A 12,815-nucleotide genomic window follows, 5' to 3' on the forward strand; every position below is an offset into this window, starting at 1 on the left:
CGGCAGGAAGCCGGCAGCGACCAGGGTGATTCCCTGGGGCTTCATCGTGAGATTGCTGAAAAAGCGGCGTATCGGTGTCATTCCACTCCCACCTCGAGCCCTTGCGGCCACGCGTATTAGAATTCGAATTTCTATCGGCTAAAGCCCTTCCTCCCATCGGTCAATCCAGTTCGAACACCGCCGATGGGCGGAAGGAGGCCCGGCAGGAAGGCTCGTGCCCAAGGTGTCGCAGGCCCGCGCGACCTGATGAGCGGTCGCAATGCCGGGCCCTTATCGCTCTGGCTCAGGTGACGCATTGCCAGAGCTTCAGTCCGCTTCACTGGCCCAGCTTGAATGCGTCGATTGTGAACTTGGCACCGAAAATCAGTGCGTCCTTCGTCGAACTGCCACGAAATGGATCGCCGGTCCGATCCGGGTTATGAATGTACTGGATATTGGGCGACAGGCGGATCGCCGGTCCGATCTGCGCGCTGTAGGACAGCTCCATCATTACCTGATGGCGAGAGACGTTTCCGCTGCCGTCGCCGGCCCTATCGGCGGCCCGCATGCGTTGCATCGCCAGGTTGCTGAAGCGCTGGTCGCTGATCATGAAGCCCACGCTGTCCTCGTCGCGCCCCGGGAAAGTGCCGGTCTGGACCAGGCCAAGATCGAAGAAGCGGCTTTCCTCCACGCGGCCGGAAAGGTTGGTCATGGCAACGCCGTAAATGCTCAGTCCGCGCTTCGATGCCGGATCGGGGCGGGTAAGTTTCTGCTCGAAACGGAAATAGAGGCCCGAGCGGCCATTGTGGACCTGAGCCGGTCGGCCGCTGAGGATGGCAATGCCGCCTGTGTCGTCGCGCAGCGGGTCGTCGTAGTCGCCCTTGTCGACCCAGCCGCCGAGAATGTAACGGAACGGCAACCGCGCCGCCTCGCCGCTTTCGTAGCTCAGTTCCCATGGTACGATGACGCCGGTCGCGTTGCCGATGCCGAAATCGGTGCCGTGGTCGCTTGCCTGCTTGCGGTCGGGGTTCACTTCATAGGCCCCGATATGCGCGTAGACATGGTCCGTCAGCTGCGCCTTGGCATGGAACATCCAGCTCGACGCCGGGAAATAGGTGAAATTGCTGTTCTTGAAAACGAATGTCGGATTTCCGCAGCCCGAGTTTCCCTGGAATTGACAGTAAAGCGGCGAATTGAGGAAATGGATGTTCGCCTGGCTGCGGCCAGCCTCGACCACGAGACGGTCGCCGAACAGGTGCTGTTCCCAGGTCAGGATCGCGAGATGGGTGTTCTGGGTGCCCCAGATCTCTTGCACCGAAGTATTGTTTCCGATCGCAAGCGCCGACAGGCTTTTGCCATGACGATTGGTCACGGCAACATGGAGCGTGCCGCCGTCGATCTCGGCGATGCGGTCCATGTCCAAATCGACCCCGGCATAGACCTGCCCGGCGTACGCGGCATCCTTGCGCAGGCCCCCGCTGACGTTGGCCGCCGCTTCGCCGGTATAGTTGAGCGTGAGGGTGATGCCTTGATCGGCGAGAGGCTGGAAGGACTGCGGTTGCTGCGCAGGAGGGCGCGCGGAGGGCGCTGTGTTGTCCAGCTCCCCTTCGTCCTGCGATTGTGCCCGGGCGGCCAGCGGTGCGGCGGCGATGGACAAGGCGAGGGCGGCTGCGCCTGCCAGGGCAGCGCATTTGGTTGGTAGCGGAGGCATGGAGTGATCCCTTGCGGATGTTGCTTTCTTGTTGTTGTCGTGGGCCATTCAAGCCTTGGCCGTTGCCACCGGGGGGCGTTTGAACAGCCCCACGAGCACGGCGCTGATCAGCGTTCCGGCCACGATGGCGACCGCGTAAGTCGCAAGGTGGGTGACGGCGCCCGGAATGGGCAGCACGAAGATGCCGCCGTGGGGGACCTTGAGTTCCACGCCCGCTGCCATCGAGATCGCACCGGCCGTGGCCGAACCGGCCATCAATGAGGGGATAACCCGCAGCGGATCACGCGCAGCGAAGGGGATCGCGCCCTCGGTGATATAGGCCAGGCCCAGCGCTGCGGCCGCGCCGCCCGCCTCGCGCTCTTCAAGGGTGAAGCGGCTGCGGAACAGACGCGTCGCCAGCGCAACGGCGAGAGGCGGGGTCATGCCGGCAGCCATCGTTGCGGCCATTGGGGTGTAGACGTTGCTGGCAATCAGGCCGACAGAGAAGGCATAGGCGGCCTTGTTGACCGGACCGCCCATGTCGAAGGCCGACATCGCGCCCAGGATCATGCCCAGCAGCAATGCACTGGATCCCTGCATCGAACGCAGCCATTCGGTGAGGAAGGCCAGCACCGCAGCCACGGGCGTGCCGATCGCATAGACCATCAGCAGGCCTGTCAGCAGCGTACCCAGCAGCGGCAGGATCAGGACCGGCTTGAGCCCCTGCAGGTTCTTGGGCAGGCGGATCAGGCGGTTGAGATATTCGACGCCGTAACCGGCGATGAAGCCCGCGGCGATGCCGCCCAGAAACCCGGCGCCGATCTGCGCGGCAAGCATCCCGCCCACCATGCCCGGGGCAATGCCCGGACGGTCGGCGATGGAAAAGGCGATGTAGCCGGCAAGTGCCGGAACGATGAGAGCGAAGGCACCCTGCGCGCCGATCTGGAACAGCGTGTGGGCCAGCGTGCCCGAGGCCGCATCGGCACTGGCCCCGATGCCGCCGAGGGCAAAGGCGATGGCAATCAGCAGGCCGCCTGCGACCACAAAGGGAAGCATGAAGGATACGCCGGTCATCAGGTGTTTGTACGGCCCGGTCCGCTCCTTCTGTCCCGCGGGCGCCTTATCGCCAGTACCAGTGATGGCATCGCCGCCCTGGACTTTCGCTTCGGCCAGTGCCCGCTCGATCAGCTTGGCGCCGCCGGAGATCGCGGGCTTGGTGCTCGACGCGAAGACGCGCTTGCCGGCGAACCGCGCCCGATCGACTTCGCGGTCGGCGGCGATCATCACGACATCCGCCGCAGCGATTTCCTCGGCAGTGAGCGGCGTGCCCGCACCCACCGAACCCTGCGTTTCGACGCGGATCGGGTAGCCGAGCTGGCGGGCGCCCTCGGTCAGCCCTTCGGCGGCCATGAAGGTATGGGCAATGCCGGTCGGGCAGGAGGTGATCGCGACGATGCGCGGGACGGTCGGATCGGCGCCTGCATCGTCGGCTTGCCCGGCATCGTCGAAGACCAGTGCGGAGGCCGGATCGGCCAACACGGCTTCCAGAGTCATGTGGCGGTCGGCTCGATGGGCAAGCGCTTCGTCGGCTACTTCGTCGGCGACCAGCAGCAGCCTCGTGCCCGAAATTGCCGTGTCGTCACCGAGTGGATTGAGCACGCCCTGTTCAGTACGCACTTCAATTTCGATGTCGCGGCCTTCGGTGCGGGCCGCAAGGCGCAGCGCTTCGCCTGCCAGGACGCCCTGCACGGACGAGGGCCCCGCCTCTACGATTGCGAAGACCTTTTTCATCATGCCTCTCCTGCCGTCTTTTGCGCGGCTGTTGGAACTGGGGTTACGCTCACTTCGTCGCCCAGTGCGGCCACACTGGCGAGTGCGGGCAGGTTCGGGCCGGCCATGCCGAGCTTGGCAACGGCGAACGCCGTGGCGAGGCGCGCTGTGCGTTCCAGCGGCGCCCCTTCGAGCAGGGCTGCCGCGATCCCGGCCACCATGGCATCGCCGGCACCGACCGTGCTGGCCAACTCACCGATGGCGAGACGTGCGGTGAGCGCACCTTCGCCAGACACGAACAGCGCTCCCTCCTCGCCCATCGAGATGACGACCAGTTCGATGCCGCTGCTGCGCAACGTGCCTGCAGCCGCAACCAGATCCGGCAGATCAGGCAGGTCGCGGCCCAGCAATTGTGACAGTTCGTCGCGATTGGGCTTGACCACATGGGGCGGCTGCGCGGCCTCGAGCGCACACTTGAGCGGCAGGCCGCTGGTGTCGAGAATCAAGCGGCATCCGCGTGCATGCAGGCGTTCCATGAGCGTGGCGTAAGTATCTGGCGGGCAGCCGGGGGGAAGGCTGCCCGCCAGCACGACGAGGTCGCCTTCGCGGGCCGCGTCGCAGATCGTGGCGGTGACCATCTCGGCCCGGCCGGCATCGACCGCCAGGCCGTCGAGATTGATGTCGGTGGTGCCTGCAGGATCCACCAGCTTGAGATTGACCCGGGTGGCGCCGGCAATGCGGATGAAGCGATCCTCGATGCCCTTGGCGGCAAACAGCGCGTCGAAGGGTGCCGCATTGTCGCTTCCCAGCAAACCGTAGGCGGAAACGCCGACGCCCCAGTCAGCCAGGCAACTGGCGACGTTGACGCCTTTGCCACCGGCGTTCTGGCGCACGGCATGGGCGCGGTGGACGGCGCCCGGCTCCAGCCGGTCGAGCGTGACGGTCTGGTCGATGGCCGGGTTGAAGGTGACGGTAAGCGCGCGCATCACAAGGCCTTTCCGTCGAGCGCGCGCACTTGCGCCGCGCCGTCCATTTCCAGGGCCTGGGCGGCCAGTCTGTTCAGTTCGCCGCGGTCGCAGCCCCGCAGCCTTGCTTTCACGGCCGGGATGTCGCGCGGGGTCATCGACAGCTCATCGACGCCGAGACCGACCAGCAGCGCAGCACCGAACGGGTCGCCGGCGATGCCGCCGCATACGCCGACCCAGCGATCATGGGTCCTGGCGCCCTCGACCGTCGCGGCGATCATGCGCAGCACCGCCGGGTGGAGGCTGTCGGCCTCGCCGGCGAGTTCCGGGTTCTGGCGGTCGATTGCGAGTGTGTACTGGGTCAGGTCGTTGGTGCCGATGGAGAAGAAATCGGCGTGGGCTGCGAGCTGGGCGGCCTGCACCGCCGCTGCCGGAACCTCGATCATGATGCCGATCGGCACTTGCGGCGCATCCAGCTCGGCGCGGACGGCTTCGCAGCGCTTGCGCAAGGCAAGCAGTTCGTGCGCCGATGTGATCATCGGAAACATGATCGAGAGATTTCCGCCTTCCCTGGCGGCCCGGTAAAGCGCGCGCAGTTGCGGCTCGAGCAGATCGGGGCGGCGCAGCAGCAGGCGTGCGCCGCGCACGCCGAGGAAGGGGTTCTCTTCAACCGGCAGCTCGAGGTGGGGCACCTGCTTGTCTCCGCCGATGTCGAGCGCGCGCACGATCAGCGGACGCTCTTCCTTTCCGGCGGAAAGCGCATCGATCATCGCGCGGTAGACGGCAAATTGCTCGTCCTCCCCGGGAGTTTTGCCGCTTTCGAGGAAAAGGAACTCGGTTCGCATTAGCCCCACGCCTTCACCGCCCTGTGCCAGTGCGAAACCGACCTGGTCCGGGCGGTTGACGTTGGCTGCGATTTCCACCCGGTGACCGTCGCGGGTCACGGCAGGCTGGCCGCGCTCTTCTTCCTCGGCGACGCGCTGTGCGGTGAGGTCGGCGATCCAGCCACGCGCGGAGGCAAGGTCTTTTTCGGATGGATCGAGCCAGACGCGGCCGCCGTCGCCATCGACGATGGCCGTCGTGCCGGACGCCGCTGCCAGCAGGTCGGCCCCGCCTGCCACGACCGAGGGCAGGCCCAGTGTACGCGCAAGGATCGCGCTGTGCGATGTCGGTCCGCCCAGTACGGTGGCGATGCCGGCGACTCTTGCGGTATCGAGCGTGGCGGTATCGGATGGAGACAGATCGGGGGCCACAAGGATGCAAGGTTCTTCGGGCAGATCCGCAAGCGTACCGGTGACGAGACCGGGGTCGATCTCTGCAAGGACCCGGCGGCCAACGTCCGTGAGGTCAGCGGCGCGTGCAGCCAGAACCGGATTGCCGAGCGCCGACAGCTTGCCGGCGATGCGCTGTACGGCCTGATGCCAGGACCAGGCAACGCCGTGACCTTCGACCATGAGCTGGCAGGTCAGGGTTATGATGTCGGTGTCTTCGAGCAGTTCGGTCTGCGCCTTGAAGATGGCGGCCTCCGAAGCACCCAAGCGGCGCGTAGTGTCGTCGATCAGCGCCTTCATCTGCGCACGGGTGCGCACCAGGGCCTCGTTCAGCATCGCGCCGCCGTTCACGAGATCAACCGGCACATCTGGGACGGACAGTTCGGCTGCCGACAGCACGTGGATCGGTCCGATCGCGAGGCCCGGGCTGGCGGCAACGCCGGCGATCATGCGCGGGCTGCCCACCGGCGTCCAGCACCGCACCGGGGTCTTGCGCTTCTCGGCGGCGCGGGCGGCGTCTTCCTTTTCGCGTGCGGAGAGGCTCCGGACAGTGGCGACGAACTTCTCGAGCGCGTCTTGCGCGGCGGGCCCCTCGGCCGAGAACGTGATCTCGTCACCGCAGCGCAGACCAAGCTGGAGCAGCGCCACGAGATTGCGCGGATCGGCGCTTTCCTCACCGTGACGGATACGCAGGCGCACCGCGCTGGCGCGGGCGGCTTCCACCCATGTCGATGCAGGCCGGGCGTGGAGCCCGGTCGGATAGTCGACGATCCACGCTGCGGTATGGGCGAGGTCCTCGGCAGGGGCAGAAGGGGCGGCGGGGGCTCCATCCTCGAGCAGGGCGCGCGAGAACTCGGCGGGGTCGTCGGTCGCGATCAGGACCTGCAGGCGTTCCTCGTCCTGGATGAGACGGGTGAGCCGGCGCAGGATGGTGATGTGGCTGTCAGAGTTGGCGGCGATGCCGACGACGATATGGGCGCGCTGCCCCGGGTTCCAGTCGATGCCCTCGCGAAGCTGGAGGATGGCGATCCCGTCATTGCGCACCAGTCCCTTGTCTTCACCCAGTCCGTGGGGGATCGCGACACCGGAGCCGAGGAATGTGTTCGCCACGGCTTCGCGGCGCACCATGCTTTCCTCGTATCCGGGCGCAACACAGCCTGCAGCGACCAGAAGTTGGCCGACCTGGCGAATCGCATCGGTCTTGTCGGTGGCGCTGGCATCGATCCGGACGAGATCGGCTGCGTGCGACGCGGGAACGGCGTCTGCGAGCATGATGGTTCCTCTCCTCTTGATACAGTGAGAAAACGATTTCTCAGAGAATTTGTCAAGAGGGGTTGCGATTTTCAGCCAGAATGAGGCATAGTCTCATCAGTTGAGAGGGCGATTGCCGTAATTATAAGAGAACGATTTCTCATGGCAGTAGGTATCAAGGACGTGGCAAAAGTTGCCGGAGTTTCTCCGGCCACGGTATCCCGAGTCCTGGCAGGACGCACAGTCGATGCGGAGATGTCGGAGCGTGTGCTCGCCGCGGTCAAGTCCACGGGATATCGCCCTAACCTTGCTGCGCGGCGGCTGCGTTCGCAGCATACCAATACGATCGGTCTGGTCGTGGCCGATATCCGCAACCCGTTTTTCACGGCCGTATCGCGCGCCGTCGAAAGCCTTGCCGCTGCGCGTGGCCTGCGGGTGATTCTCTGCAATACCGATGAGGATCCCGAAAAGGAGGCCGCTTATCTCGAACTCCTGCACGAGGAGCGCGTGTCGGGTGTGATCCTCGCCCCGACTCGCCAGCGGGTCGCCGCGGCGGGACAACCGGAACTGGATTACCCAGTCGTACTCATAGACCGCTCGACACCCGATGGAGAGTTCGACAGCGTCGTGCTCGACAATGCGCGCATGGCCGAAGTTCTTGTCGAGCACGTGCATGCGCAGGGGCATCGGCGCGTTACAGGTCTGTTCGGTGCATCCAGTTCCACCGGCATTGAGCGAAGGGAAGGTTTCCGCAAGGCGGCTGAGCGGCTGGGGCTGGATGCAGATGTCGTGGCCGTGCCGCATGCACCGCAAGCAGCGGCACAGGCGATCGCGGACTTGCTGGAGTCCAACAAGCGGCCCGATGCGCTGATTGCCAGCAACGGCGTAATGTTGCTGAATGTCTTGCGGGCCCTGCGCGATCTTGGTCTGGAAGTACCCCGCGACATTGCCCTGGCCGGTTTCGACAACAACGACTGGATGGAGTTCGTCGGTGGCGGGATCAGCGTGATAGAGCAGCCGGTCGAGGAGATCGGGCGCACGGCCATGGCCATGCTGCTGGATCGCCTCGACCACCCCGATGCTCCCGCGCGCAAGGTCGTGCTGGGCGGGCGGTTGGTTGCCCGCGGGTCGAGCCTGCGCACCGGCGCCGAATGCCGCGTGGCCGGGGCATGAGCTTGCTGGAACGCAACAGCATCGGACGCGATACGCGCCTGTGCATGTCGCTGTCGGGGCGACCGGGCAATGCCGGGTCGCGCCTGCACAACTGGCTCTATGGCCATTACGGTCTGGATTGCGTCTACAAGTCTTTCTCCACGAGCGACATTGCTGCGGCGGTCGGCGGCATACGGGCACTGGGGATCCGGGGCTGCGCGGTTTCCATGCCGTTCAAGGAGGCCGTCATCCCGATGCTCGACGGGCTTGCGGCATCGGCCCGGGCCATCGGCAGCGTCAACACGATCGTCAACGATGACGGTGTGCTTACCGGCTACAATACCGACTACGTGGCCGTGCGCGACCTGCTCACTCGTCGCGGGATCGACCCGGCGATGCCGTTCCTGCTGCGCGGGAGCGGCGGCATGGCGAAGGCGGTGATCGCCGCCCTTCGCGACTCCGGTTTCTCGCGCGGTACGATCGTCGCGCGAAATCGCCAGAACGGACCGGCGCTCGCCGCCCGGTATGGATTCGATTGGCGAGAAGACATGCCCGCATCAGGCGCGCCGTTGCTCATCAACGTTACCCCGCTTGGAATGGAAGGGGCCGAGGCGGACCGCCTTGCTTTCCCCGCAGGGCAGATCGAGGCCTGCGACATCGCCTTCGACGTGGTTGCCCAGCCCGCGGACACACCTTTCATGCGCGCCGCGCAGGCAGCAGGGAAAATGACGATCTCTGGCGCGGAAGTGATCGTGCTTCAGGCGATTGAGCAGTTCGTGCTTTATACAGGCGTGCGACCGGACGCGAAAGCAGTGGCGCGGGCCGCCGCTTTCGCCCATGGCGACGAAGTTGCGGAAAAGCTGCGAGAGGCCTAACCGCCCCCCAGTTTTTACTGGGTACCCAATGACTGGCGCCGATCCGGGGCGTGCAAGGCGAAGGACAACGATGCAACCGATCACACTGACCCGCTTCCTCATCGAGCAACAGCGCCGCGAGGACAGCGCCTGCCCTGCAGAACTGCGCCTTCTGATCGAAACGGTCGCGCGGGCCTGCAAGACGATCGCCCATGCCATTTCCAAGGGCGCGCTCGGCGATGTGCTGGGCAGCCTTGGCTCGGAAAACATCCAGGGCGAAGTGCAGAAGAAGCTCGATGTCATCGCCAACGAGATCCTGCTCGATGCCAATGAATGGGGCGGGCATCTGGCCGGCATGGCCTCGGAAGAGATGGAAACGATCCATCCCATCCCCAACCGCTTTCCCAAGGGCGAATATCTGCTGCTGTTCGATCCGATCGATGGGTCCAGCAACATCGACGTCGACCTGTCGGTAGGGACGATCTTTTCAGTCCTGCGTGCCCCGGAAAATTCTGCGGGCCGCGATGTGATCGAGGAAGATTTCCTGCAGCCCGGTCGGCACCAGGTCGCTGCCGGATATGCGATCTACGGGCCGCAGACGCTGCTGGTCCTCACCTTGGGTAATGGTGTCTACGAATTCACGCTGGACCGTGAAATGGGTGCCTGGCGCATGACCGACGGGCCGCTGCAGATCCCGTCAGGTACGAAGGAAGTGGCGATCAACATGGCCCGGCGCGAGCAGTGGTCGCCCGAAGTCCGCCGTTACATCGACGAACGCGTGGGCTGCGAGGCTGGACCTTTGGCTGGGCAGTACAACATGCGCTGGACGGCATCGATGGTCGCGGACATTCACCGTATTCTCAAGCGGGGCGGCGTGTTTCTCTACCCGGCCGATCATCGCCAGCCAGGCAAGGCCCGCTTGCGCCTGCTCTACGAGGCCAACCCGATGAGCATGCTGATCGAACAGGCCGGCGGCCGTTCGAGCGACGGCGCTGGCTCCATTCTCGATACGCAGCCGACCAGCCTGCACCAGCGCATCGGTGTAGCCCTTGGCGATCCGGAAGAAGTGGAAGCGCTCGTTTCGCAGGACGCCTGAAAAAGTCGGGGCCCGTCACGGGCCCCGGCAACGATGACAGTCGAGCCAGGTCAGTCCGGCTGGTCACCCAAGGATACGTATAACCGCGAAATTCGCGAGGTTTGGATGCGCCACTGGTCGTCCTGCTTGCGATAGGTTTCGTGATAGTGCCCGCAGCCGTGGAGGGTGAGCACAGTCCCGCTTTCGTCCCAGATCTGGTCTTCCATGGCGATGACGCCGCGGGCCGTGTCTGCCGAGAGGATCTCGATCTCGTGGCAATGCCCATGGTGAACGGTGCGGCTCGTTTCCACCGCGCCCACGATGAACTGGGTAATCACGTCGCCGCCCTCATAGACCCAATCATTGCTCTCAGCAGCGCGGCCGGCTTCTCCCTTGCCGTCGACGTTTAGCGAAGCGCGCGCGTCGAACACTGCATCATCGGCAAAGACGGTGCGCAGGCCTGCCCAGTCCTTGGTGTCCATGCAGCGAAAGTAGCGGCCCTTAAGCTGCTTGATTTCCTCGATCGCGAGCAGGCGTTCGCTGGCATCCATCGGCATTCTCCCGGAAAATTCGTTCGTTCGGTTCATCTTCTGGGAAATGACAATTGCCCAAGTCGTAGCAAAGCGCACCTCGCCGACTGGCTAGGGTTCCGCCCCAAGGCGTGCCACTGCCAGGATGCGCTGGGCCGCGGCCCAAACCGCATCGACCGCTAGCGATCCCTGTTCCATCGCCTGGGCAAGCTTTGCACTTCAGGAGCGGGGAGGCCCGGTCATTTCGAAATGACACCGGGCACTCAAGTTGGCATTCACCGGTCGATCACATGACGCGACTGGCCCCCGGGCGATGGCCTCGCCGAGTATCAAGCGATTTCCCGGTCAAGACTTGTGTCCAAGCAAGTTCAGCCGTGGCTGTGCAAGTGGGGCATTACATCGCTCGCGAGGAGGCGAAGTGTACGATTGCCCCATTCGAGGCGCTGCTGGGTGACGGGGCCGGTGGTGGTGCCGCACAGGATGTTGCCAATGCCCAGCTCCGCATAGGGTTCAAGGTGTTCGCGCACGGTTTTCGGGCTGCCATAAAGGCACCAGGTGGCGATCCAGTCCTCGGTTAGGGCCATGGGGGTCTCGTCGGTCTTGGTGTTGGCCGCGTCCTGCTCCGCCTTGTCACCATAGAGCTTCTCGCGATCGACGGCGGCCTGGTAGGCCTTTAGGATCACTTCGAGTTCCTCGCGGGCCTGATCGTCGCTCTCGGCGATGTGGACGCACTGATAGCTGTGGGTGGTCCAGGACAGGGCATCGGCGACGGTCTCGTCGCTATGGCCGGCGGCGAGCAGCATGTCACGGTAGGCGGTGAAATACTTGGTGACGTGCTTGAGCGGCTCGGTGCCGCCGATCTTTGGCGGGGTGAAGGCCGGGATGAATGCGGGCCAGCCATGTTCGGCCGCGCGGCGCGCGCTGGCTTCCTTCATGGCGACGGGCATGAGCCGGGCATGGCCCTTGGAATAGGGCGCAGGGGCGATGCGCTGGAGGACCTTGCCGCGGTAGGTCCCGTTATCGAATTCGACCGGGGCATCGGCCATGGTCTTGGCCCAAAGCTGTTCGGCGATGGCAAGATTGGCGTCGGAGACCGGCGAGGCTTCCTTGTAGTTCACACCGAATCCGATCATTTCCTCGGGCGTGGTGCCCGAGCCGACGCCGACGAGCAACTTCCCCTTGGTCAGCTGATCGAGGATGTTGATGCGTTCCACGAAGCGCACGGGGCTGTGCAGCGGGACCGACGTGACCGAAAAGCCGAAGTGCAATTCGGGGAACTTCGCAGCCAGATAGGCGGCGAATATCATCGGGTCGCTGGCGACGGGCATGTAGCCGGTGAAATGATGATCGGGCAGGAATACCGCATCGAAGCCGAGTTCGGCGGCGAGGCCGGCATGGTCGATACTGTCCAGGATGAACTGGCGATCCTGCTCCGGCGCCGTCGTGCGACCGGCAAGGAATACAGAAAAACGCATCGAAACGGTGTCCTCTCATCACAACAGGCCGAAAGTCATGGCTTCCGGCATCTCGAATCAATATTAGAACAACAATTCGTATTGTGCAAGTGGGTCGATCCGGGAGAAGGCGCACGAAGCGTACCCTGTTCAGATCATCTGCGTGCGATAGCTGCAATCATGCAGCACCGGTGCGATCGTCGGCGTGTTCAGTTGCAGGCCGGGATTCGGCGTCATGGCAATAAGGACGCAAAGTGGCTGCCCGTGCGGCAGGATCGCTAAGCCCCCGCGAGGTTGTAATGCTGGGAAGTCGCCCAGTAATCAAGGCGTGAGATTACGCGGTCCTGGCAGATCACCCGAACCCGGCGTGTTCCGGAAGGTTTTCAGATTCTGGCGATAAGGTAAGCGAGGCACATGTTGCCGAGTTCGGTTTTGAGCTCGTTCCAGTCCTGCTGGTGCACGGCTTCGCCTGTGGATCCGAGGCTGAGTTGCCTTGCGAGCGTGGCGAAGATGATCTGGTAGGCGGCGTTGGCCTTCTTCTGGCAGTCGTTGCCGCTGAACTCGCCGCGATATTCGAGCATGGCCTCGATGCAGATTGCAGCGGCGCGGTTGGCGCTGGCGCGGCCCGGTTCGGAGACGAGGGGGTCGAAGGAGGCGCGCTGCATGCTCAGGCGCAGGAGCGGGGCATGCTTCTTGAGCAGTTCGGCAAAGCCCTCGACGAACCGGGGCACGAAAGTGGTGAGCGAGGTGGCGCCGGCGCGCACCTTCTCGATCATCGCGTCCTCGTCGAGCGCCATCTTGGCCAGGTGGTTGCCGATGACGGC

9 protein-coding genes and 1 pseudogene are annotated in these 12,815 nt (G+C 64.5%); 3 read left to right on the plus strand and 7 right to left on the minus strand.

Features of this window, described 5'->3' with window-relative positions; translation table 11 throughout:
• Window positions 1-316: 316 nt before the first annotated feature.
• From J3474_RS22185 to ptsP, 4 genes are read right to left on the minus strand one after another with little or no spacing between them, the layout of a single operon-like run.
• Entirely contained in the window at window positions 317-1,690 is a 1,374-nt protein-coding gene (locus J3474_RS22185; protein WP_207095673.1) for a carbohydrate porin, read from the minus strand.
• Between the two features lie 48 nt (window positions 1,691-1,738).
• Window positions 1,739-3,460 (minus strand): PTS fructose transporter subunit IIC, encoded by a 1,722-nt coding sequence (locus J3474_RS22190; RefSeq protein WP_207095674.1) that lies wholly within the window; start codon window positions 3,458-3,460, stop codon window positions 1,739-1,741.
• The gene (gene pfkB, locus J3474_RS22195) at window positions 3,460-4,425 is read right to left on the minus strand and encodes a 1-phosphofructokinase (RefSeq protein WP_207095675.1); all 966 of its coding nucleotides are present in this window, start codon (window positions 4,423-4,425) and stop codon (window positions 3,460-3,462) included. Before pfkB ends, J3474_RS22190 begins: the two co-directional genes overlap by 1 nt.
• Window positions 4,425-6,947 carry a phosphoenolpyruvate--protein phosphotransferase gene (gene ptsP / locus J3474_RS22200; protein WP_207095676.1) on the minus strand — a complete coding sequence of 841 codons (2,523 nt, stop codon included), beginning with the start codon at window positions 6,945-6,947 and terminating at the stop codon, window positions 4,425-4,427. Before ptsP ends, pfkB begins: the two co-directional genes overlap by 1 nt.
• Window positions 6,948-7,088: 141 nt before the next feature.
• On the opposite strand from ptsP, the gene J3474_RS22205 reads away from it, so the two are divergent.
• The 3 genes from J3474_RS22205 (at window position 7,089) to J3474_RS22215 (ending at window position 10,028) form a co-directional block, all read left to right on the plus strand.
• Window positions 7,089-8,099: a LacI family DNA-binding transcriptional regulator gene (locus J3474_RS22205; protein WP_207095677.1), complete on the plus strand. Its 1,011-nt coding sequence runs from the start codon at window positions 7,089-7,091 to the stop codon at window positions 8,097-8,099.
• Window positions 8,096-8,953, plus strand: coding sequence for a shikimate 5-dehydrogenase (locus J3474_RS22210; RefSeq protein ID WP_207095678.1), 858 nt, complete (start codon window positions 8,096-8,098; stop codon window positions 8,951-8,953). Before J3474_RS22205 ends, J3474_RS22210 begins: the two co-directional genes overlap by 4 nt.
• A gap of 70 nt (window positions 8,954-9,023) precedes the next feature.
• A complete protein-coding gene (locus J3474_RS22215; protein WP_013836888.1) occupies window positions 9,024-10,028 on the plus strand; it encodes a class 1 fructose-bisphosphatase in 1,005 nt (334 codons plus the stop codon).
• Between the two features lie 50 nt (window positions 10,029-10,078).
• Here the strand turns inward: J3474_RS22215 and J3474_RS22220 are convergent, their stop codons facing one another.
• The 3 genes and pseudogenes from J3474_RS22220 to J3474_RS22230 all read right to left on the minus strand — a co-directional run.
• A complete protein-coding gene (locus tag J3474_RS22220) occupies window positions 10,079-10,594 on the minus strand; it encodes a nuclear transport factor 2 family protein (protein WP_242528590.1) in 516 nt (171 codons plus the stop codon).
• Between the two features lie 311 nt (window positions 10,595-10,905).
• Complete coding sequence (locus tag J3474_RS22225; RefSeq protein WP_207095679.1) at window positions 10,906-12,012, minus strand: LLM class flavin-dependent oxidoreductase; 1,107 nt, start codon at window positions 12,010-12,012, stop codon at window positions 10,906-10,908.
• A 362-nt stretch (window positions 12,013-12,374) separates the two neighbouring features.
• Window positions 12,375-12,815: pseudogene (locus J3474_RS22230) on the minus strand (TetR/AcrR family transcriptional regulator); the annotation flags it as partial.

It is taken from the genome of Novosphingobium sp. PY1, from assembly GCF_017312445.1.
Lineage (GTDB): Bacteria > Pseudomonadota > Alphaproteobacteria > Sphingomonadales > Sphingomonadaceae > Novosphingobium.